17 protein-coding genes are annotated in these 22,781 nt (G+C 69.1%); 8 read left to right on the top strand and 9 right to left on the bottom strand.

Going from position 1 to position 22,781, the window contains the following annotated elements; genetic code table 11:
* Positions 1–103: 103 nt before the first annotated feature.
* The 3 genes from ACQ1RG_RS03195 to ACQ1RG_RS03185 all read left to right on the top strand — a co-directional run bounded on the left by ACQ1RG_RS03195 (position 104) and on the right by ACQ1RG_RS03185 (position 3,351).
* Positions 104–1,285, top strand: coding sequence for a MerR family transcriptional regulator (locus tag ACQ1RG_RS03195; protein ID WP_238614664.1), 1,182 nt, complete (start codon positions 104–106; stop codon positions 1,283–1,285).
* Between the two features lie 9 nt (positions 1,286–1,294).
* Entirely contained in the window at positions 1,295–2,764 is a 1,470-nt protein-coding gene (locus ACQ1RG_RS03190) for an LssY C-terminal domain-containing protein (RefSeq protein ID WP_009378689.1), read from the top strand.
* A 95-nt stretch (positions 2,765–2,859) separates the two neighbouring features.
* Positions 2,860–3,351, top strand: a complete 492-nt coding sequence (locus ACQ1RG_RS03185; protein WP_009378690.1) for an SRPBCC family protein — start codon at positions 2,860–2,862, stop codon at positions 3,349–3,351.
* A gap of 31 nt (positions 3,352–3,382) precedes the next feature.
* On the opposite strand, the gene ACQ1RG_RS03180 is transcribed toward ACQ1RG_RS03185, so the two are convergent.
* Positions 3,383–4,021 (bottom strand): MarR family winged helix-turn-helix transcriptional regulator, encoded by a 639-nt coding sequence (locus tag ACQ1RG_RS03180; protein ID WP_009378692.1) that lies wholly within the window; start codon positions 4,019–4,021, stop codon positions 3,383–3,385.
* A gap of 85 nt (positions 4,022–4,106) precedes the next feature.
* On the opposite strand from ACQ1RG_RS03180, the gene ACQ1RG_RS03175 reads away from it, so the two are divergent.
* A complete protein-coding gene (locus ACQ1RG_RS03175) occupies positions 4,107–5,198 on the top strand; it encodes a hypothetical protein (RefSeq protein WP_430600492.1) in 1,092 nt (363 codons plus the stop codon).
* 85 nt (positions 5,199–5,283) lie between these two features.
* Here the strand turns inward: ACQ1RG_RS03175 and ACQ1RG_RS03170 are convergent, their stop codons facing one another.
* Complete coding sequence (locus tag ACQ1RG_RS03170; protein WP_009378695.1) at positions 5,284–7,206, bottom strand: acetate--CoA ligase; 1,923 nt, start codon at positions 7,204–7,206, stop codon at positions 5,284–5,286.
* A 103-nt stretch (positions 7,207–7,309) separates the two neighbouring features.
* Between ACQ1RG_RS03170 and ACQ1RG_RS03165 the strand changes: the two genes are divergently transcribed.
* On the top strand, positions 7,310–8,221 hold the full coding sequence (locus ACQ1RG_RS03165; RefSeq protein ID WP_009378697.1) for a pro-sigmaK processing inhibitor BofA family protein: 912 nt from the start codon (positions 7,310–7,312) through the stop codon (positions 8,219–8,221).
* A 153-nt stretch (positions 8,222–8,374) separates the two neighbouring features.
* On the opposite strand, the gene ACQ1RG_RS03160 is transcribed toward ACQ1RG_RS03165, so the two are convergent.
* The 5 genes from ACQ1RG_RS03160 to ACQ1RG_RS03140 form a co-directional block, all read right to left on the bottom strand.
* Complete coding sequence (locus ACQ1RG_RS03160) at positions 8,375–8,935, bottom strand: AAA family ATPase (protein WP_009378699.1); 561 nt, start codon at positions 8,933–8,935, stop codon at positions 8,375–8,377.
* Between the two features lie 93 nt (positions 8,936–9,028).
* On the bottom strand, positions 9,029–9,997 hold the full coding sequence (locus ACQ1RG_RS03155; RefSeq protein ID WP_009378701.1) for an NAD-dependent epimerase/dehydratase family protein: 969 nt from the start codon (positions 9,995–9,997) through the stop codon (positions 9,029–9,031).
* Between the two features lie 77 nt (positions 9,998–10,074).
* Entirely contained in the window at positions 10,075–12,834 is a 2,760-nt protein-coding gene (locus ACQ1RG_RS03150; RefSeq protein ID WP_009378703.1) for an alpha/beta fold hydrolase, read from the bottom strand.
* 8 nt (positions 12,835–12,842) lie between these two features.
* Positions 12,843–13,871 carry a 3-oxoacyl-ACP synthase III gene (locus ACQ1RG_RS03145; protein ID WP_009378705.1) on the bottom strand — a complete coding sequence of 343 codons (1,029 nt, stop codon included), beginning with the start codon at positions 13,869–13,871 and terminating at the stop codon, positions 12,843–12,845.
* 267 nt (positions 13,872–14,138) lie between these two features.
* Positions 14,139–15,140: a hypothetical protein gene (locus tag ACQ1RG_RS03140; RefSeq protein WP_009378706.1), complete on the bottom strand. Its 1,002-nt coding sequence runs from the start codon at positions 15,138–15,140 to the stop codon at positions 14,139–14,141.
* A gap of 144 nt (positions 15,141–15,284) precedes the next feature.
* Between ACQ1RG_RS03140 and ACQ1RG_RS03135 the strand changes: the two genes are divergently transcribed.
* Positions 15,285–16,088, top strand: coding sequence for a 3-oxoacyl-ACP reductase (locus ACQ1RG_RS03135; protein ID WP_009378707.1), 804 nt, complete (start codon positions 15,285–15,287; stop codon positions 16,086–16,088).
* A gap of 237 nt (positions 16,089–16,325) precedes the next feature.
* A complete protein-coding gene (locus ACQ1RG_RS03130; RefSeq protein WP_430600489.1) occupies positions 16,326–17,147 on the top strand; it encodes a MurR/RpiR family transcriptional regulator in 822 nt (273 codons plus the stop codon).
* A gap of 840 nt (positions 17,148–17,987) precedes the next feature.
* Here the strand turns inward: ACQ1RG_RS03130 and ACQ1RG_RS03125 are convergent.
* Positions 17,988–18,566 carry a dienelactone hydrolase family protein gene (locus ACQ1RG_RS03125; RefSeq protein ID WP_009378711.1) on the bottom strand — a complete coding sequence of 193 codons (579 nt, stop codon included), beginning with the start codon at positions 18,564–18,566 and terminating at the stop codon, positions 17,988–17,990.
* Positions 18,567–18,568: 2 nt separating this feature from the next.
* Positions 18,569–20,155, bottom strand: a complete 1,587-nt coding sequence (locus tag ACQ1RG_RS03120) for an FMN-binding glutamate synthase family protein (protein ID WP_009378712.1) — start codon at positions 20,153–20,155, stop codon at positions 18,569–18,571.
* 467 nt (positions 20,156–20,622) lie between these two features.
* Here ACQ1RG_RS03120 and ACQ1RG_RS03115 point away from each other — a divergent pair, with 467 nt between their 5' ends.
* On the top strand, positions 20,623–22,710 hold the full coding sequence (locus ACQ1RG_RS03115; protein ID WP_119296699.1) for an HNH endonuclease signature motif containing protein: 2,088 nt from the start codon (positions 20,623–20,625) through the stop codon (positions 22,708–22,710).
* Positions 22,711–22,781 lie beyond the last annotated feature (71 nt).

Raw genomic sequence — 22,781 nt, 5'->3', positions numbered from 1 at the left:
CGCGAGACCATAGCGCGACGACCGAGAGAGTGGCGACGTCCGCGTGAGCCGGGGCGGACACCGGAGCCGCGGACCGGGATTCTGCGCGGAGAGCGAGGTGGCGATGCGCATCGGAGAGGTCTCCCGCAGATCGGGTGTGAGCGCGCGCATGCTGCGCCACTATGAGACTCTGGGCCTCGTCACCCCGAGTGCCCGGGGGTCGAACGGGTACCGCGAGTACTCGCCGAGCGACATCGGCCGGATCTTCCACATCGAGGGTCTGCGCAGGTTGGGCCTGTCTCTGCCCGAGGTCGGCCGCCTCCTCGCCGAACCGGGATTCGACGCCTCGGCGCTCGTCACCGACCTCATCGCGGCCGCACACGAGAGGATCGAGACCGAGCGGAGACTGCTCGAACGCCTCGAGGAGATCCGGGGGCTGGGCCGCTCCGACGGCGAGAGCCTGCTCGGAACCATCGATCTCATGCGCTCCCTCGAGTCGCGTGACGTCATCCAGCGCCACAAGGCCGCTCTCGGCAGCGGCGTCGACCTCGGCGTGCCCGTCGAGTCGCTCTCCCGCGCCGTGCTCGACGAAGCCGTGCCGAATGCGGCCGGCGCGATGCGGTGGGCGCTCGCCCAGGTCGGCACCGACGCCGTCGAGCCGCTCTCCACGGGACTCCGCTCCGCCGAACCCGCTGTCAGGCGCAACGCGATCCGCGCGCTCGACGAGATCCGCAGGACCGCCTCGGCGGATGACGTCGCGGTCGCGACTGCGGTGGCGGTTCACATGCGGGAGGCGCTGCGCGACGATGACCTAGAGGTGATGACGGTCGCCGCACTCGCCCTCGGGGACATGCGCGATCCCGTCGCCGTGCCGATCCTCCTCGAGGTCGCGATGAGCGATGAGAAGGACATCGACGCAGCCGAGGCGCTCGCCGGCTACTTCGCAGAGGTGCCCCCGGCAGGAGGTGCGAATGCGCCGTCCCGCGACGAGGTGGAGGTTCCGGTCGACGGCGTGGAGGTTCCGGTCGTCGACGGGGCAGGGGCGGCGACCGGCGAGGACACTGGCGAACCGACCGGCGATTCCGTCGGCGCCTCGATCATGGCTGCGCTGCGGGAGCGCCTGCGTTCGTCCGATGCCCATGTGCGCTTCCGGGTCCTCCAGGTGCTCATCGAGATCCCGGACCCTCAGGCCGAGGCCCTGCTCACCGGACTCACCCATGATGCGGAGCAGGAGACCGCGGAGACCGCGAAGGCGGCCCTGCGGCGACGGAGAAGGACCAGCGCCGAGACCGGCCGACATCGCTAGACTTGACCCATGAATCCCCAGGCCCACTCCGCGGATCCCCCTCCCGAGCAGGCCCCCGAGCGCGGACCCAACCGCCGCCGGCAGTCCTTCGTGTTCCGCCGACACCACTTCACCGTCACCGGCATCCTCGACTACTTCTTCTTCCTCTTCGGCGGCGTCGCCTCCCTCTTCCTCGCCCTCCTCATCCTCCTCAAGGGCTTCTCGCTGGGATGGTGGCAGGTCCTCACCCTGCTCGTGCTCTGGGCGGTCGTCTCCTACCTCGCGCTGCCGCGCCTGCACCGCATCCTCTCCCAGATCTACGTCCCCAACTACTTCATCGGCCGGACCCGGACCTCAGACGGACTCCTCGGCGATCCGGTCAACCTCGCGTGGCGGGGCGAGGAGGCGCAGATCCATCACGCGATGAAGGCGGCAGGGTGGACGCTCGCCGACGACATCACGGCGGCATCGACGTGGGGGATCATCCGGTCGACCGTGGCGAGGTCGAGCTACCCCGAGGCGCCGGTCTCCCCGCTCATGCTCTTCGGTCGGCGGCAGGACTTCGCCTACCAGCAGGAAGTCGACGGCGATCCGGGGCAGCGCCATCACGTCCGCTTCTGGAAGTGCCCGTCGGGTTGGCTGCTGCCGGGCGGACTGCAGGCCGACTGGCTCGCCGCAGGAACCTACGACAAGAGCGTCGGACTCTCCCTCTTCACCCTCCAGGTCACCCACAAGATCGAGGAGAACACCGACATCGAACGCGACTACATCGTCAGGACCGTCACCGAGGCGGACCCTGAGATCAGCGTCGACGTCGTCAGGGACTTCTCGACCGGCTACCACTCGCGCAACGGCGGCGGCGACGCGATCATCACCGACGGTGACCTGCCGATCGTCGACGTCGGCAGGGTGACCACCGATGCCGAGGACTACCCCGAACGGCTCGACCTCGCCCTCGACGCCACGCAGATCGACCAGGACGCCCACTCGGTCTCGGCCCTTGCCCGCACCCTGTGGAGCAGGCGACCCCTGCAGACGCTCATCGGCGCGGGCCTAGTGCTCGTCCTCCTCATCTTCCAGGCCACCGACGTGCTCAGCATCCTCCTCGACTGGGATCGCCTGCGGGCGGATGTCGCCGGAGTCGGCGTCGAGGTGACAGCGTCCGAGACCGAGGTCGTCACCCGGATCGTCGCCGGCGTCCTCGTCGGACTGAGCCTCATCATCGGCGTCATCCAGGTGATCGCCTCCATCTCGGTCTTCCGCGGCAGCAACCGGGCCAGACTGTGGATCCTCACCCTCTCGACGATCTCCGTCGTCATCTCGTTCACGAACTACCTCACAGGCGATCGGAGCATCGCGACGAACATGTACTCGCTCATCACCGTCGCCCTTCAGGTCGGCGTGCTCCTCTCGCTCTCGAGCGACTCCTCGAGGCTCTTCACCCGATTCAGCACCGCGGCCGCCCGCGCCGATCGCCAGGACCGAGCCATCGAGGACTGAGCGCTCTGGAGTCGACGCTCGGACCGCCTCGGCCGGGGTCGGGGTAGTCTGACGGCAGGGCGCAGATTCCGCGCCGCCGGCCGAAAGGAACCGAGATGACCGACCCCAACCGATCCGACGATGCAGCGGTCTTCGATGCGATCGACCCCGCACTCAAGGTCGTCAGCGCCGAGATCACCGTCGACGCCCCTGCTGCCGAGGTCTTCGAACTCATCGCCGACCCGGCCAGGCAGCCGGAGTGGGACGGAAACGACAACCTCGGATCGGCTGCCTCGGGCCAACGGGTCACCGAAACGGGCGGATCGTTCGTGACGACGCTGACGAAGGGCGTCGAGCGCGAGAACCACGTCGTCGACTTCGTCGAGGGCCGCCGCATCGCGTGGATGCCCTCGGAGGTCGGTGAGCCTCCGCTCGGGCACACGTGGATCTGGGAGATCGAGGCCGCCGGGGACGAGTCTGTGCTCGTGCGCCAGACCTACGATTGGACGCGGCTGCGCGATCCCAAACGCCTTCCGCGGGCCCAGTCGACGACCGTGGAGACGCTGCTCGCATCGATGGAGCGTCTCAAGGCTCTCGCCGAAGGCTGAACCCGAGCGCTCAACGCCCCGTCGGGGTCTCTCACCTCGGCCAGGCGTCGGCGAGGCGGGTGAGGAGGTCGGCGAGCATCTCGCGCTCCTTGTCGGTGAACGAGTCGAGCGCGACATCGACGCTCTCCCTCTGCGCGCCGAGGAAGCGGTCGGCGATCGCCCGCCCCTTCTCGGTGAGGGCGATGAGCGTGCGCCGCGCATCATCGGGATCGGCTTCGCGCCGCACGAGGTCGAGCTCCACGCCCTGGGAGACGAGACGCGACGCGCGCGGCTGATCGACGCCGATCGCCTCCCCGAGGGCGCTCACCCCGATCGCGTGCCCGACCTGGGCGAGGGCGATGAGGAGGCGCAGCTGTGCGCGTCCCCCGAGGCGACCGCCGAGGCGGCGCGACCATTCCCGCCACTCGTCGCGGCCTGGGTGGCCGTGGTCTCCGTCGCGGCCGGAGGCGCGGTCCCCGCCGAAGGGGCCGTCCTTGCCGAACGGGCCTCCTTCGCCGAAGAGACCTCCGAAGGGGCCGTCCCCGCCGAAGGGATTGGGGCCGCCGAACGGATTCGGGCCCCCGCCGTGGTCGCCGTGTCGTCCGTGGCCGGAGAGACCGCGGAAGCCCCGTCGCCATTGGAGGCGGGTGAGCGCCTCGGCGATCTTCTCCGTGGAGCTGTCTGTCGTCATGCCTCGATTTTACATGTCTGTTGACATGTTTCACGGTGCATGTCATTATGCATATACATGTCAGATGACAACTAAAGGAGATGACATGACCACCCACGACCACAACGAGAATGACCATGACGACCGCCGCGACGACCTCCATGACGACACGAGTGACAGCTCGTCGTCCGCGACACCCGAGGGCTCGTCATCGGCGACCGCCGGTGACGGCGGACGCGAGGGGGCCGACGACGGAGCAGAGGCGACCGATGGATCCGTCCGATTCGGCCGCTCGTCCGCGCCGGAGGACGGTGCGGATCCGATTCCCTCCGACGGGGAGGCGACGTCAGAGGACCGGCCGCTCGACCACGAGGACCGGCCGCTCGACCACGAAGTCAGCGACGATGCCCCGCACCTGGCCCACCTGCTCAGGCAGGCCGGTCGGTCGCTGCGCAGGGAGTTCTTCGGGGCTCTCGACGACGCGGGCATCGACCCGCGTGATCTGCGCGGGTACGGCCGTCGCAATGACGACGAGGTCGTCGACGACGGCGCGTGGACCGATGAGGACCCCACCGACCGGGCGTCCGACGAGGAGCTGCGCAACCGCATGCGGGAGCTGCGGGATCGAGTGAGCGCGAAGATCGACGACATCCTCACCGAGGAGGAGATCGAATCCGTCAACGCCACGCTGACGAAGCTCATCGACGCCCTCGGAGGCGACGAGGAGAGCCGCCGCGCGTTCAAGGAGCGGATGCGCCGATTCGGGCGTGACCGCGGCTTCGGTCCTGGCCGCTTCGGTCCCCACGGGTCCGAACCGCGCGCATACCCGGGAGACCGTGACGGCGAGCACCGCGATCACGTCTCAGCCGACGATGACGACTTCGATCCGCGCACCGCGTTCGGGCACGGACGCGGCTGGTCCCGCCGAGGCGGGGAGCGCGACACGGACGGCCGTTTCGGCCGCCGCGGCGACCGGGAGTCGCGCGAAGGCTACGGGTCGTGCGACGGCTTCGGGCCTCGGGGCCGCGGCCGGCGCGGCCGGTGGGGATTCGATCCGCGCAGCGGTTTCGACCCCGACCCGCGTGAGTTCTTCGCCCAATGGATGCGCGGCTCCGACTCCGGCGCTCGGGGACGCGAGGAGGCCTACGAGCGCGGTTTCGCCGCCGGGTTCGAGCAGGGCAGGAAGTCCCGGGACTGACGGGGATCACGCGGCGGTGGGAGATCGACGGAGGCCTGCCGCCGCGCCCGGCCCGACGAGCGTCCGCCCAGGAGCCCGCTGGGAGTCACCCGCGCCGGAGCACGTCCTCAAGGGCGTCGAGCACAGACCGGTCCTCGATCGTCGAGGGCACGGCCGGGTTCTCGGCGCCGTCGGCGATCTCGCGCATCGTCTTGCGCAGGATCTTCCCCGAACGCGTCTTCGGCAGCGCCGAGACGATGTCGACCTGTCTGAACGCGGCGACCGGACCGATCTCCTTCCGCACCATCGCCACGAGCTCTGCGGCGATCTCGTCGGGATCGACCGCCTCGGCGGAGTCGCCGAGCACGACGAGGGCACGCGGGCTCTGACCCTTCGTCTCGTCGTGGACGCCGATGACGGCCGCCTCGGTGACGGCCGGATGGGAGGCGATGACGGCCTCCATCACCCCGGTTGAGAGCCGGTGGCCGGCGACATTGATGACGTCGTCGGTGCGTCCCATGACGTAGACGTAGCCGTCCTCGTCGAGGTAGCCGGAGTCGCCGGTGAGGTAGTAGCCGTCGAAGGCCGAGAGATACGAGGAGACGAAGCGGGAGTCATCGCCCCACACGGTCGCCATCGTCCCCGGCGGCAGCGGCAGCTTCATGACGATGAGACCCTCCTGGCCGGCGGGAACCGGGGCGCCGCCGGGGTCGACGATTTCGATGTCGTAGCCGGGCACCGGCTTCGTCGGGGATCCCGCCTTGAGGGGGAAGCGCGTGAGGCCGAGCGGGTTGGCCGCGATCGGCCAGCCGGTCTCGGTCTGCCACCAGTTGTCGACGACGGGGATGTCGCGGCCGGTCGCCTCGGCGAGGATCCGGGTCGTCCACTCGTACGTATCGGGGTCGAGGCGCTCCCCGGCGAGGAACGAGGCCCGCAGCGAGGACAGGTCGTACTGGCCGATGAGCCTGCCGTCGGGATCCTCCTTGCGGATGACGCGCATCGCGGTCGGCGCGGTGAAGTGGACGTTGACCCCGTGGTCGGCGATGATCCGGAAGAACGTGCCCGCATCCGGGGTGCCGATCGGCTTGCCCTCGAAGAACACCGAGGTGACGCCGGCGAGCAGCGGCCCGTAGACGATGTAGGAGTGCCCGACGACCCAGCCGACGTCGGAGGCCGTGAACATCGTGTCCCCGGGTTCGAGGCCGAAGATGTGCGGCATCGAGTAGGCCAGGGCCACGGCGTATCCGCCGGAGTCGCGGACGATGCCCTTCGGCTTTCCCGTCGTGCCCGAGGTGTAGAGGACGTAGAGTTCGTCGGTCGACTTCACCGTCACCGGGTCGATGCCCTCGGAGGTGGCGGCGAGGAGCTCGGCGTAGTCGAGGTCGGTTTCGCCGAGCTCGCACCTATGCTCGTCGCGTTGGACGATGACGGTGAACTCGGGCTTCGACTCCGCCAGGTCGATCGCCTCGTCGAGCATCGGCTTGTACTCGAGGATCCGTCCGCGTTCGACCCCCGCCGAGGTGGAGATCACGGCCTTCGGGGCGGTGTCGTCGATGCGCACGGCGAGTTCGGCTGGGGCGAAGCCGCCGAAGACGACGGAGTGGATCGCCCCGATCCGCGCGCACGCGAGCATCGCGACGGCAGCCTCGGGGATCATCGGCAGGTAGATGACGACGCGGTCGCCCTTGCCCACGCCGCGGTCGGACAGGGCGCGGGCGAAGCGCGAGACCTCGTCGAGGAGTTCCGCATAGGTGATCGTGCGGACGGTGTCCGTGACGGGGGAGTCGTAGATGAGGGCGGCCTGGTCGCCGCGGCCGGCCGCGACGTGACGGTCGAGGGCGTTGAAGCAGACGTTGAGTTCGCCGTCGGGGAACCACCGGTAGATCGGTGCGGCGGAGTCGTCGACGGCCTTCGTCGGCTCCTTCACCCAGTCGATGAGCGTCCTGGCCTGCTCGAGCCAGTACTCGCCGGGGTCGGCGGAGATCTCTGCGATGACATCGTCGTAGGTGGGGCGGGAGATCGCATTCATTGTCCCATTGTGACCCATGGCACAGTCCCTCGCCGAGGTGGGGGTGCCCAACCGTTACCTCCGGCTCCCGGTATTCGCTCCCATCGACGGGCACAATGGGAGGATGCGCTATCTGATCGCTCTCATCGTCGGTATCGTCGCCCTGTTCGTCGTCAACGCCTTCACCGGCATCTTCTCACTGCCGAGACCGTGGAACTCGCTGTCCATGGGTGGCATCGTCGGCATCACGATGGTCATCATCCTCCTCATCTGGGAGACCGTGCGTCCCAGCCAGCGCGAAGGCATCCCGGGAGCACCGAGGATGAGCGACGAGGAACGCGCACAGGCCCGTGCGGATCGACGCGCCCGCCTCGCCGCCGAGGCGGGAGTCAGGGACGACAGCTCGTCCGAGTCCGCGGGGGCCCCGTCCTCGAGCGGGGCCTCCGATACCTCTGCCGCCGGGGCTTCGGACGCCGCGGAGACCTCTTCCGCTGCCGGGGCTTCGGACGCACCGCCCGCCGGGGCCGAGGAGTCGAACGCGGAGAGCGTGACCTCCGGTGACGACGAGAAGCCGAGCGCCGGGCCTGATCGATCAAGCACAGCATCGGATCCGAGCAGAACGGCTTCCGAGACCCCGGGCACCGCAGCGCCACCGGTGCCGGAAGCACGGCTCGGTGAGGTCGGCGATGACGCTGGTCCCGCTGATTTGTCCGGCACCGAGCAGGCCCCGGACACCGCGGTGAAGCGGGCGGCCGAGGCGAAAGAGGCGGAGCGCGCCGAGGCCGACGCCGAGACGGTCGACGACATCGAACCCGATCACGCGCGGGAGGCCGCCGAGCGCGAACGCGAGCGGGAGGACAGCGCCGTCACCGACGACAACAGGGACGATTCGGCGCAGGGCTCCTCCCTCGAGTCTCCGCCGGTCGGTCAGCCCGGCATGTCTGTCGACGTGCTCGACGATGAGAGGAATGCTTCGTCCGCCTCGGAGGCAGCCTCCGACGGAGGCACCGATGGAGATACGCGCTCGTCACGGTGAGGTGCGCTCGCTGCGGTGAGGACCGTGGTCGTCCCAGCCTGATTCCCTGGTCACCGCACCGGGTCTCCTACTGATTGACTGGTCACTCCGCCGAGGCGGCTGAGCCGATTCGGGCACCCGCACCACGGTGGAGCGACCAGAGAATCGCGGGGCTCAGTGCGGGGCGTGGTCGATGAGGGCGAGCACATCGTCGACGGCCCGGTCGCGGGTGGTGAGGACGATCCGGGCCCACCTCTCGCCCGGTCCCGGCTGCTCACCGGCGACCATCCGTGAGCGCAGCTGAGTCCACCGCCGCCAGTGCCGGTCGAAGGCCGGTCCGCGCACGATCCGCCCGCGACGCTCCTGACCGGCCAGAGCGTCATCGCGGTCGACGTCGATGAAGACCGCCTCGGCGGGGTGCCCGCGCAGATGCGCGAGCCACAGCAGCAGCCGCCGACTCCACCGGCGGGTCCCCGGGTCGTGGACGATGAGGGGGCGGTCACCTCGGCGGAGGAGACGGAACAGGGCCGCGAAGTGAGCGATGGTGTGGACGAAGGGCCGCGCCACCGGGTACGGCAGCCACGGCAGCACCCGGCGCAGGACATCACGGACCGACTCCGGGTCCGAGATCCGCAGCCACGGGGCGTGACTCCGGATCTCCTTGAGGGTTTCGGTCTTGCCGGCCCCGGGGACGCCTGCGAGCAGGACGACCGGAGACGACCGTGTCGCGGTCATGGGCCCATTGTGCGGCAACAACCTGAGCAACTGCCGCACTGTGCGGGAGGGCTCGGCCGCCGCGCCGGACCGCAGCGTGCGCGAGAGCGGAGCTCAGCCCGCGTAGTGCTCCGCGAGGATGGTCAGCCCCTCTTCGATGCTGATGCGCGGGCGCCATGAGAGCACCTCCTGCGTCCTGCGCTGGTCGAACCAGTGCGCGGTCGAGAGCTGCTCGGCGAGGAAGCGCGTCAGCGGCGGCTCGTCGTCGTGCTCCCCGAGGGCCCACACCCGCTCGACGACGGACCCTGCGGCCAGGGCCGGTCCGACCGGGATCCGCAGCCTCGGCTCCGCGGCCCCACCGGCCATCGCGATCCGCGACATGAGCTCGCCGATCGGACGCGGCTGGCCGTTCGTGACGACGAGTGCCTCCCCGTGGTGCTCATCGACGGCGGCGACGGCCGCGACGATCGCCTCGACGGCGTTGTCGACGAAGAGTGTGTCGATGAGTGCTGCCCCCGACCCGAGAACAGGCATCCGGCCCGCTCTCGCGCGGTCGATGACCCGCTCCGTCAGCTGTGTGTCGCCCGGTCCCCACATGAGGTGGGGGCGGAGGACGAGGACGCGGAAAGCGGGGGAGTCGGCGGACAGCGCGATGAGTTCGCCTGCGGCCTTCGTCCGCGCGTACTCACCGCGAGCGTGCTCCGGCGATGCCGGACCCGCACCGTCGCCGACGATCGAGTCACCCGTGTGGGCGACCGACGGTGAGGAGATGTGGACGAGCCGAGGGACCCCGGCGGCGCGGGCGGCTTCGACGAGTGTGGCCGTGCCCCCGATGTTGACGGCCTCGAACTCGGAGGCATCGCCCATCATCGACACCTTCGCCGCGAGGTGGACGATCGCCTCGGCGCCCGCGACCGCCTCGGCGACGGCCGCCGGATCGGTCACCGACCCGAGGACGTCCCGGGCGTCGTCGACTCCGGACGGACGCCGCTGCAGGGTGGTCACGGCATGACCGTCGGCGACGAGCGCGCGGGCGACGGAGGACCCGAGGAGGCCCGAGGCGCCGGTGACGGTGATCTGCATGGTGGTCTCCTCAGTCGGTTCGGGAGGACGGTTCGGGATCGGGTGTCGGGCGACGGCCGGCGGCCGGCGGCTGAGCCTCAGACGCGCCGGGGCACGCCCTCACCTGCGAGCACCCGCTCCGCCCACTGCGCGAGCCGGGTCCGGTCGATCTTCGAGTTGTGGCGGATGTCGGTCGGGAAGCTCGGAGCGACGAGCACGGCGGCGAGATCGGCCCCCGTCCCAGCGACGAGCTCGCGCAGCCGTGCGGTGAGCTCGAGCGGAGCGAGCCCGGGACGCAGGTCCGTGCCCTCGGCGTCGAGGACGGCGACGAGCGCCTCAGTCCCGATCGGACCGACACCGACGACGGCACTGCGGGTGACCTGACCGTCCGTGTCGATGAGGGCCTCGAGTCCGCCAGGACCGACCGGTCCCTGCGGTGTCGTGATGACGTGCTGGAGGCGGCCCTCGAGCCAGATCCGGCCCGCATCGTCGATGTGCCCGATGTCGTTCGTCCGGTGCCAGTCCTTCCCGCCGAGGCGGTCCCGCCCCGCGTGCGCGGTCGTGCGCCAGAGATTGTCGTACCCCGAGCGCAGATGCGCGGCACTGACGACGAACTCGCCGAGGCGACCCTGCGCCTGTGCGCCCGTGAGCAGATCGTCGGAGGCGAACCCCGACTCGTCGATCGGCGCGAGCGCCAGCGTCACTCCGTCGATCGGGGTGCCGACACAGACGCCGAGGTCGGATCCGGCCTCGGCCGCAGCCACCCCGGCCGCGTCGATGTCGGTGAGGAGCAGACCCTCAGTCATCCCGTACGGCGAGTGGATCGACGCATTCGGGAACACCTCGGCGATCGACTCCATGAGCTCAAGCGGCACCGGCGCCCCGGCGGAGAGGACGAGGTCGACGCCCGCGCACGCCGCCCGCTGGGCATCGTCGAGCTCACCGGCGGTTCGGGCGACATTCCGGTACGCGGCGGGTGAGGCGAAGACCATCGTCGCGTTCCCGGCGATGATCGCGTCGGCGATGGCCGTGGCCGTGAGCGTCTTCGGCTTCGTCACGGACATGTCCGGGGTCACCGAGGTGGCCCCGATGGCGGGTCCGAGCAGGGCGAAGGGCGGGAAGCCGGCGACGAGCCCGGTGCCCTCGCGGACGTCGAAGACCCGGGTGAGCACCTCGGCGAGGGCTGCGATGTCCCCGTGCGTGTACCGCACGCCCTTCGCCGGACCCGTCGACCCGGAGGTGAAGAGGACCGCGGCATCGGCGTCGGGCCCGGGGGTGGGCAGGTCCCCGAAGATCGGGGTGCGGGAGAGTTCGGTGAGGCTCGTCTCGGTGCCGAAGACCCTCCGCTGGACCTTCCCGAGCGGGGAGACCGAGATCCGGCGTCCCGGCCAGCCGAACGCGCGGGCGAGCCCGAGACCGGGCAGCTCGCCGATGATCCACTGCGGGTCCGCCGAGGTGACCGCCCGGGTCATCCCCGCCGGACCGAGGCCGGCATCGGCGACGACGGCGACCGCGCCGATCTTCAGGCACGCGTAGAGGGCGGCGGTGAGGTTGTTGCCGGGCGGGACGAGCATCGAGACCCGGTCGCCGGGCTGCACGCCGAGGTCGCGCAGGCCGTGGGCGATCGCGGTGGTGACGTGCCAGAGGTGGCGCCAGGAGATCTGCTGGGCAGGGTCCTTCGAGAAGTCGACCGAGGCGATCGCCTCGTCGTCGCGGCGGGCGTCGAGGATCGCGGTGACCGGGCGGGTTGTGGCTGAGGATGTGCCGACCGGCGCCGAGGCGGTCGACCCGGGGGCGGCGCTCGCCCCATTGTCCGCGACGCTCGACCCATTGTCCGCGGCGCTCGCCTCATTGTCCGCGACGGCAGTGGTCGTCGGGAACTGCGCGTCGAGCCATTCGAGGACGGTGCCCGGCACGTCCCAGTCCTCGCCGACGAGATGGGAGCCGAGTTCGAAGCGGTGGATATCAGCGTGCGGCAGGCGCCCGCGCAGATCCCGCAGATAGCGTTCGAGGAAGACCGGGTCCTTCGGCCCCCAGACGAGCAGCGCCGGACGGTCGAAGGCGGCGATGTCGGCACCGATGCGCTGGAGCTCATCGTAGGAGGGGTGCCGTTCGTCGACGGGGATGTCGGCGACGAAGCCGCCGATCCCATGCCGCTGGGCCGCGGACTCGTACGGGGCGCGGAAGCCGGCGCGGACCTCGGGGGAGAGGTCGCCGAGGCGCAGCGTCACCCGGAGGAACCCATCGGTGAGCACGGTCGCCGTCGGCAGCATCGGACCTGCCAAGGTCGCACGCAGGGGTGCGGGGATCGGTGCGTCCTCCGGCTGGTGGACGGCGGTGTTGAGGCTGATCGCGGCGTCGACCCGGTCGCGGTTCCGCGCCGCCCAGCCGAGCGAGAGGACCCCGCCCCAGTCATGGCCGAGGGTGACGACGGGATGGCCTGTCCCCGCCTCGGCGAGGAGAGGAGTGACGACGGCGTCGAAGTCGGCGATGCGCTGGGAGATCCGACGCACCTCGGCGCCGTGAGGGGTCGGCAGACCATCGTGCGGCAGCCGTTCGGAGAAGCCCATGTCGAGCTGGTCGGGGGCGATGATCCGCCACGCACGTCCCCCGTCGGCGGCGGAGGCGAGGCTGACCGCGGCGAGCCGACGCCACAGGTATGACCATGTCGGATTGCCGTGGAGGGCGAGGATCGTGCCCTCGGGTTCGATGCCCTCGGCCTGCAGGGACGCAAGCGTGTCGAGGACGTGGAAGTCGTGGGGGCCGTCAGCGGTCTGCGCCGTGACGATCCGGGACCACGCGGGATCCCACTCGGGCAGCGTCGGGGGAGTCGTTGCCGGCCGTGCAGGGTGCCTCATGGATTCCTCTACCACTCGATCTCGGTCATGGCGGTGTTGAGCCCCGATCCCACGCCCATGCAGAGGATCCGGTCTCCGCGCTGGAGCGTCTCGACCTCCCGGCTGAGCGTGATCGGCAGGGACGCAGGGCCGACATTGCCGAGCTCCGGGTAGGTCACGGGGATCCGTTCCGGGTCGAGGCCGGCGGCTCGGGTGATCGAGTTCGTGTGGACGTCGGAGACCTGGTGCATGACGTAGCGGTCCATGTTCCGCCAGTCCCAGCCGTTCTCGTGCGCCTCCTCCCATGCGGCGACGACGAGCTCCATCCCTCCGGCCAGCAGGCCCTTCGTGTCGGTGAACATCCCGTTGTGGTCACCGACGCACAGCTCATGGTGCTGCGTGGCCGCCCGGGTGATCCCGCCGAGGATGCGGTGGCCCTCCGGGTGCCTGTCCGCGGGTCCGAGGACGGCGGCGGAGGCTCCGGAGCCGAGGGTGAGGGAGGCGAACTCGTTGAGGTACTCCTCCCGGGTGATGCCCGAGCGGGTGAGGCGGCGCAGGGTCGCCTCCTGCACGCGGGAGGCGTCCTCGCCGGCGACGACGAGAGCGTAGTCGATCTGGCCGGCGTCGATCATGTTCGCGGCCAGGGTCATGCCGTTGACGAACCCGAGGCACGCGTTGGCGATGTCGAAGTTCATCGCGTGCGGGCCCAGCCCGATCCCGGCGTGGACGCCGACGGCCACGGACGGCTCGAGGTGCTCGCGGGTCACCGAGGTGTTGACCATGAGGCCGATCGCCGACGGTTCGACTCCAGCCTCGGCCAGCGCCTTGCCGCCGGCGGCGACGGCACCGGCGACGAAGTCGCTCGGCTGGTCCCAGTTGCGGCGGGCCTCGACACCGGCCACGCGCTGGAGGAGACCCGTGGGCAGGCCGAGGGTTGTGAGGGTATCGGCGAGGCGCTCGTCGAATTCGTGGGAGGTCACTTCATTCGGGGCGACGATCTCGGCCAGACCGAGAAGCGCCACGTTCGAGTGCCGGAAAGTTGCGTTGCCGTTCGCCAATTGAGGTTCTCATCCCTTTTCGGGTCGTTCGTCGACGTCTGCCTTGGCCGCCTTCCCGCGCGGGGTGGGCGCTGTCGGGCGGAGGAAGTCCGGGGACTATCCTAGCGCGCGGTTGCTGAGATCGTTCTCAGCGCCGGGAACCCGGGGGACCGAGATCGCGGGAGCAGGTGCGGCCGACCTCGCCACCGGGTGCCTGTGCCGGGACCCCGGGCGCGTGTGCTGGGACCCCGGACGCCTGTGCCGGGACCTCGGGCGCGTGTGCCGGGGTCAGCGGGTGAACCATGTGAATCCGTCGTAGGCGAGCCCGGTCGCGCAGAGCACGGCGATGCCGGCGAGGACGATCGAGGTCACGGTGTGCGAGACCTTCGAGGCCTGGAACCGTTCGGCCCGCGAATACGCCATCGGACGGTCGGTGACGTTGCGGCCGAACTGGGCGAAGATCCGCCAGTCCATGACGTCGATGAGGGACTTCGCGGCGAGGGTGACGACGATGATGCAGCCGACGGCCATGAAGAGGAGGAAGACGAAGCCGAGGAAGCCGTAGTCGGTGAAGAACCTCACGACGCGGTCGCCGACGGCCGCGGCGAATCCCGAGAACCCTTCGCTCATCGGCAGCGGGTCGAAGGAGTCCATGATCGAGTTGAGCGTCATCCGGTCGCGTTCGGTCCGGGAGGCGCCGATGTACATGACGAGGGCGGCAGCAAGGGCCACGCCGAGGTTGATGATCGTGATCGTCGAATTGTCCGGCCAGAAGTCCAGGGACTTGATCGTGTACGTCGCCGCCAGCGCGACGCAGACGATCGCCCCGACGAGGGCACCGACGGTGGCCGGCAGGAGCAGGTTGTTGAAGAAGACGAAGGCGATCGCGGCGAGGAGCGCGGCACCGAGGATGTAGGTGAACACCGCGAGCGTGTCGCCCGACGAGGAGGTGGCCGCGCGCCGGTTCTGGGCGATCATCTGCCCCGAGTAGGCGATGTTCTGGGCGAGTTCGGCCGTCGTGGCCTTCTCGTCGGCGTCTGCGGTCGGCATCACCCGGGTCTCGGCTTCGTCGGCGCTGTAGCCGCGGACGTCCCGACGGCGCGGCGGCTGGCCGTAGCCTCGCGGGCTGCCCTGCTCGGGGTAGCCCGGCTGTCCGTATCCCTGGCCTCCTGGTCCGCGGTGTTCCGGGGCGGGCTGCCACTTCCCGACCTTGGCCGCCAGCAGGTAGATGAGGATGACGACGATGGCCGCGAGGACTCCGATGGAGATGTTGGCGCCGATCTCGCTCATAGGGACTTCCTTGCCGAATGGACAACAGTGATCTTGTCTATTCTATTGGCTCCCTCACCGGCCCGCCGACCATCGCCGCTCGACCCCGTCGGCATGGGTAAGCTGAGAGGGATCCCAGCGCCCGGCATTCGAAGGAGAATCCCGATGAGCAACGCCCAAGCCTTCACCACCGCGGCCATGCCGCTCGACCAGCAGCTCGTCCTCGTCACGGGCGCCGGCCGCGGGCTCGGCGCGGCGATCGCCAAGGCCTTCGCCCACGCCGGATCAGGACTCGTCATCAACTACCGGTACTCGGCCGACGCGGCAGAGGAGCTCGCCGAGGCGATCCGGGCCCGTGGTGGTCGCGCGGCGGCAGTCGAGGCCGACGTCACCGATGATCGAGCGGTCGACGCGATGTTCGAGACGGCGCAGGAGGAGTTCGGCATGCCCGTCTCGACAGTCGTCAACAGTGCGCTGCTCGACTACTCCTTCAACGGCGAGGAGCGTCAGCCCGCCGATGAGATCGACTACGACGACCTCTCGGAACAGTTCCGGGGGACCGTCGGGGCGGCGATGAACACGATTCAGGCGGCTATGCACGGCTTCCGGGAGATCGGGTCCGGGCGCGTGATCAACATCGGCACCAACCTCGTCCAGCATCCCGTCGTCCCCTATCACGACTACACCGCCGCCAAGGCCGCTCTGCTCTCGCTGACCCGGACCTTCGCCCGTGACCTCGGGCCCGCAGGTGTGCGCGTCAACATGCTCTCCGGCGGCCTTCTGCGCACGACCGACGCATCGGCGGCCACCCCTGAGGGCGTCTTCGATGAGGTCGCTGCGGCCTCGGCGCTCGGGCATGTGACGACCCCGGAGGAGTTCGCCTCGGCGGTGATCTTCTTCGCCTCCCCGGACTCGCGCGCGGTGACCGGACAGAACCTCATCGTCGACAACGGCTACGTCATGCGGTGAGCGGCGGCGGTGCCCGCGACGGCGGGAATCGCTATGCTGGAGCGATATCATTCGCGGTGACCTGGGCAGATCGTGTCATTGCGGCGACAGGACCAGACCCAATGGCGGCACCCGGGAGGCGGAGCGATGGTGGACGGGCGCGGACAGGCCTCCGACGGGGGAGGCGCCGCGGACCGGAGAGCCCCGACACGCGAGTCGACCGGCACGTCGAGTCTCGCGGTCACGCTGCGCACGGTGATGCCTGAGCTCACCCCCGCAGAGAAGAAGATCGCCCGCGCGCTGCTCGCCTCCTATCCGCTTGCCGGGCTCGAACCGATCGCCGACCTCGCGTACTCGGCCGGCGTGAGTGCGCCCTCGGTGGTGCGCTTCGCCCGGACGTTGGGCTTCGACGGGTATCGGGGGCTCCAGGACGCGCTCAAAGTCGAGATGCGCGAACGCGAGGAGTCGAACCTCTCCCAGGCCGAGGTCAGCAGGGCGGATGACGAACCTGTCTTCGAGGCCGCCAGGCGCGGGTATCACGCGGGGATCGATGAGACCTTCGACTCCGTCATCGGCGACGAATTCGATCGCGCCGTCACACTCTTCGCTCAGCCGAAGCGGACCTTGGCCCTCGTCGGCGCCTCCTACACAGGGTACGTCGCCGACATCTTCCACGCGCAGCTCGCGCCCTTGAGGCCCGGTGTCACCAGGCTGTCGTCGAGTCCGCTGTTGGCCGCGACCGAACTCGTCGACCTCCGACGAGGAGACCTCCTCGTCGTCTTCGATGTCCGCCGCTATGAGCCGATGATCGCCGAGGTGGTGAGGATCGGAAAGGAGATGGGACTGACGACGGTGGTCTTCACCGACCTCTGGCTCTCACCTGCGGCGGCGCTCGCCGATCACGTGCTCACCGCCGATGTCAGAGCGTCAGGGCCCGCCGACACGCTCGCGCCGATGCTCGCCCTCGTCGAAGCGGTGTGCGAACTCGTCGCCGCTGAGCTCGGGCAGGAGAGTGTGGACCGGCTCGCTCGCATCGACCCGGTGCGACTGCGGCTGCGGGGCAACATCGACCGCCTGTGATCAGGCGGCGCCCTGCAGGCGGCTCAGCGCCGCGGACCGGGGTGGTGCCGGTGCCGGAACGGCACGGTGGGGAATCCGGTGGCTGCGACAACCCAACTCGGAGGGCCGTCACCGGAGCCATCGGAGCCGCCGGTCGGATGTCGCGGCGGCGAGGTCTGGGGGAGGAACGGCGATGTTCCGTCCTGGGCGGAACGGATGCCGGTGTGCGGACCTGCGGGCCCGGAGGCTCCCGCGCCGGTCGCATCGATGGGGGACACGATTCGTTTTCCCTTCTCATCCATCGGTGACTCCGACGGTGAGCCGGGGATCGCGATACTGAGTCTGGTGAGTGAGGGCGGGGACGGTTGACATCGTCGTCCGTCGGCGGCTCTCGACACTTGTTCGGAGAGCGTCGTTTCCGGGATGGGTGCGGTGCATGGGGATCCGTTCTCGGGAATGCTGCCACAAGACGAACTGTCGGGCAGGGGAGCGCTCCCTGTCGAGGGAACGCTCCGCCTGTCGGGGGATTCCGGCAACGCGAGGGTCAACGCTGCGGGCAACGGCGATCGGACTGGCCGGCGATGGGAGTCTCACAGGACTCCGAAGCCGATCCCGGCAGTGAGGGGCAACCAAGGATCAGCGCATCGACGACGGTGGCACAGGCCTGCGATCACGAAGGTGACCGCGTCCGAGACGTCGGCGACAGTCGCTTGTGAGTATGGAATTTTCATTCCAGACTATGGCATGGACGACCGAATGTAACCCCAGTTTTAGGATTTTTTCGGGGCTTACCGGATGAATTCTCATCACCGCAGGTGAGCGGCGAGGAAGAAAGGGCGATTGTCAGGCGCCGTTGCCGTTTCAGCCCGCGTCGGTCGAGGCGAGGAAGCGCTCTGCCCGGGTCCAGAGCAGCGCCGCGCTCTTCGGGTCGTGGTCGTCGGATTCCGGATCACTGAACAGATGGGATCCGCCCGGGTAGAGACAGCTTTCGGCTCCCGCGCCGACTCCCGCGGCCGAGGCAAGGAGATTCTCCACCTGGCTCGGTTCGCGCCACACGTCGTCGACGGAGAAGTGGACCTGTACCGGCACCTGCGGTTGCCAGCGCGTACGGGACGGGAATCCTCCTCCGTGAAGGAGCAGGACTCCCCGAGCGCGGTCGTCGTTCTTGCCCATCTGTTGGGCGATGCTCGCGCCCAACGACAGCCCGGCGAAGACGAGAGGGCCATCGAGTCCACGGCATGCCTCCTTCACCCGATCGACGAGTGCCGAGAAGCCGATCGTGCGGGAGTGGCCCACTCCCTCCTCGGCGGTTGTGAACGTGTGGCCCCCATAGAAGTCCGGGGCGAAGACTTCGTGACCGTTCGCCCTCAACCCCTCAGCGATGCGGTCGATGCCTGCTGTCCTGCCGAGCGCCGAGTGGAGGAGCACCGTGTGCGCCATGGTCAGCGACTGTGTCCGCGCGAGATGCGGAACGTGTCGGCGCGTGCGGCGGCCCAGTCCGCCGCCCAGTCCTCGGGCGGCGTATCGCGGAGGAGTTCGCCGGGTTCGAGCCAGTCGTAGAGGCGCGCGTACGACCACGATTCGGATGGGGAGAGGTTGCGGCGCAGCATCGTCGGTTCGAGTTCGCTGGGATGGGCGGCCCCCATCGACGCCATGAGGCGGGTCGCCTCGGCGACCGTGCCGTCATGGTAGTTGCGCACGCGCTCGGCCTTGTCCGGGACGTAGATCGCCCGCGCCCGCCGGGCGTCCTGCGTCGCAACGCCGACCGGGCACTTGCCGGTGTGGCACGTCTGCGCCTGGATGCATCCGACTGCCATCATCATCGCCCGCGCTGAGTTCGTGAAGTCCGCGCCCTGGATGAGGCGCTTGACGATGTCGGAGCCGCTCGCGATCTTCCCCGAGGCGCCCACCTTGATCTCGCTGCGCAGCCCCGCACCGACGAGCGCGTTGTGGACGATCATCAGCCCCTGCGTGAGCGGAAGGCCGACATGGTCCTCGAACTCGAGCGGAGCCGCTCCCGTGCCGCCCTCGGAGCCGTCGACGATGATGAAGTCCGGGGTGATCCCGGTTTCGATCATCGCTTTGCAGATCCCGAGGAATTCGGTGCGCGAGCCGACGCAGAGCTTGAAGCCGGCAGGCTTGCCGCCCGAGAGATCGCGCATCTTCGCGATGAATTCGAGGAGCTCGATCGGGGTGGAGAAGACGCGATGATTCGGGGGACTGATGCAGTCCTGACCCACGGGCACGTCGCGGATCGTCGCGATCTCCTCGGTCACCTTCGCCCCCGGGAGCACGCCGCCGATGCCGGGCTTCGCCCCCTGGGAGAGCTTGAGCGAGACCATCTTCACCTGCGGGTCCTGCGCCTTGGCCGCGAACTTGTCGGGGTCGAAGTCGCCGTCGGGGGTGCGGGCACCGAAGTACCCGGTGCCGAGCTCCCAGATGAGGTCGCCGCCGAACTCGCGGTGGTACGGAGAGATCGACCCCTCGCCCGTGTCCTGCGCGAAGCCGCCCATCGCCGCGCCCTTGTTGAGCGCACGCACGGCGTTGTCGCTGAGCGATCCGAAGCTCATCGCCGAGACGTTGAGCAGGGAGATCTCATACGGCTGGGTGCAGTCCTTTCCGCCCACCCGGATCCGCGGCGGTGCCGGGGAGTTGGGGATCGGCGCGTTCGTGTGCATGAGCGCTTCGTACCCGGTGCGGGCGACGTCGCGCTCGGTGCCGAAGGCGTGCTCGGAGTGGATGCCCTTCGACCGCTCGTAGATCGTCGTCCGGGTGTCGCGGTTGAAGGGGCGGCCGTCCCAGTTCCGTTCGATGAAGTACTGCTGGATCTCGGGACGGATGGATTCGAGGAGGAAGCGTGCGTGTCCGGCGATCGGGTAGTTGCGCAGGATCGCGTGCTTCTTCTGCGTCAGGTCCCATGCTGCGAGGGCACCGAGCCCGATCGCCGAGGCGGCAGCGGCGACGCGGGCCACCCGCTGTCCTGTCGTCTCTCCGGTGACCAGGCGGACTATGGGAAGCTGACCTGCCATTGCGTCTCCTTCGGCTGTGCTTCGAAACTTGTCGGTCCCGCGGACCGCTCGGTTCGTCGTCGGTGACGACGGCCGTCCGACCGGGTGCCGCTGATGTGTCCGCATCCGAGCCTAGACCGCCGAGGCGGTGATTTCAGGAAAGGTCGTCCTGAGTTCCTGTGGACTCGGGGAATTCACGGCCCCCGACGGGCCGGCGGTGAGGCGAGGAAGGGGAAGAGTGTCAGCGGGGCCGGCCCTGCGGCAGTCGGGGCGCCGTCGAACGGATGAGGGACGGTCGGCCGTGTGGCCGGTAGGGGCTGTGACCGGGGGAGACGCCGAGGCAAGCGACCGTGATCAGGAATCGCTGAGTGAATGAATTCATCAGCCAAAAAATATCGAATAAATTGGGAACAGACTATTGTCTGATTCACATTCAAGGAGTAGACTCGGAGGCAACAACACAGACGTTGGCAGGCGGATCAGGAGTCATGACGCTCACCCCGGACAGGCAGCACCCCGGCGACGACAGTCGTTCCGCCGGATCGCGCCGCGGCGGGAAGCCGGCGAAGGGTGTGGGCGGAAATTCGGCGAAGAATGCGCATCGCGGCAGCGCGAGCGGTCAGTCGTCGCTGTTCGACCAGCTCCGCGATGCCGGGTTCGATCTCACCGGCCACAGCCTCGCCGACCGATTCGACGAGATCCCCGGCGTGCCCGGTGTATCGGATTGTGATGAGCCGCAACGTGATGGCGATGTGCCGTTCGATCCCCATGCGGACGAGAGTGTCGGGCAGGCGGGGTCTGCCGAGGAGGCTCCCGGCCACCGCCCGCACGACGGAGACGTGACGTCAGCGCTGGCTGCGGACACACCTTCGCCGGAGGCGATGATGCCGGACACTCGTCGACTGAGCCGACATTCGATGCTCAGCGACGAGGAATGGTCGGCGCTCTCGCGGTTCGCGCCAGAGGTGCTCGACGGGATCACGGGTCTGACCACGCTCAACGATGAGCTGCGGTCCTTCGAACGGCCCATGGGTCCGGAGGAGGCCGTGATGCTCACCGACGCCCTCGAAGCCCTCGACCGTGTCAACAGGTCGCTGTTCGCAGTGACCCTGGCCGTCTTCGAACGCGTCGGAACGCCCACCGACTTCGGAGTGAAGACGACGAAGTCCCTCATCCAGAACCGGCTCGGTCTGACAGGGGCGGAAGCGAACCGTCGCACCGAACTCGCACGGAACTTCGGCGGCCGTGTCGACATCACCGGCCAGGCGATGCCGCCCCTCAACCCGGCGACCGCGAGCGGACTGCACGACGGCACCCTCTCCGAAGGACAGGCCTCGGTCATCGCCGAGTGCATGAAGCGTCTGCCGACATGGGTGAGTGCCGAACTGCGCGAGGAGACCGAGGCGAAACTCGTCAGCGAGGCGAGAAGGGTCCGCGTCTCGGACATCAGGGAGATCTTCCAGCGGATGCTCGACATCATCGACCCCGACGGACAGGAGCCGTCGCAGTCGCGGGACCGAGCGGACTATTCGGTCCACCTCAGGGCCCGACGCAACGGTGACTGGGATCTGACCGGCCGTCTCGACCCGATCACCGGAGGACTCCTCAACGGTCTTCTCACCTCGAGGATCGAATCGTGCCGCAGAGGCGGCGCTGCCGCATCGGCCTCAGTCGGGTCAGGTTCATCGAGCCTTGGCAGGCCAGGCTCATCGAGCGCTGGCAGGCCAGACTCATCGAGTCCTGGCAATGCCGACAGTGCTGGACTTGGAGGCGGGGTCGCTGGCGACTGCGGTACGGGCAGCGGCGCCGACGACGACGCCTTCGCGGTACTCGACGCGGTGCTCTCGGGGCAGCGCCATGATGCCCCGATGTTCGCGCAGGACGGCAGCGATGCCGCATTGGACGGAAGCGGACAGCCCTGTGAGGGCGAGACGTCCGGTGCCTACGGAGTCCGTGAGGACGGCACCCAGATCAGCACCCTTGACGCCCAGCCGACCGTGCGCCGGTGGATCTACGAACGCTTCGCCACTCTGATCGGCAAGATCGAAATGACCCGACCCACGTCGGGCGCTCGGTACTCCCTCGTCGTGACGGCTAAGGCCGAAGACCTCGCCGCGAACACCGGTTCGGGTCGGACGGGAACCGAGAACCCCGTGCCCATCGAGGAACTCACCGCGTCGGGGCTCAATGGACGAGTCTTCTTCCACCTCATGAGTGATCAGGCGACGACCGTGCAGGTCGCCACCGAGAAGCGCTTCGCCGACGAGAAGCAGACGGCGATCATCACCGCCCGTGATCAGGGGTGTTCGTTCCCCGGATGCGACTCCCCACCGGGGTGGTGCGAAGTGCACCACATCGTCCCGTGGGCGGAGGAGGGTCGCACAGACATCAACAACCTCACGCTCGCTTGCGGCGCGCACCACCACCTCATCGACAAATCCGACTGGCACGCGATCATGCTCACCGATGGACGACCGGCGTGGGTGCCACCTGCGTCGATCGACCCGGCGCGACAACCCATCCTTCACGCGAGATTCATCGCCAGGCAGATCATCGACACGCTCTTCGACACGTGAACCCGACTCGGTCTTCGCCCCCTGAACGTGACGAGCGCCGACTGCTGGGGCCGACTGTCTGCGGGGCCGAC

The organism is Brevibacterium sp. K72 (assembly GCF_050562175.1).
GTDB classification, from domain to species: domain Bacteria; phylum Actinomycetota; class Actinomycetes; order Actinomycetales; family Brevibacteriaceae; genus Brevibacterium; species Brevibacterium casei.
The sequence above is the reverse complement of the archived record's forward strand: the minus strand, read 5'-3'. Positions and strand labels throughout refer to the sequence as shown.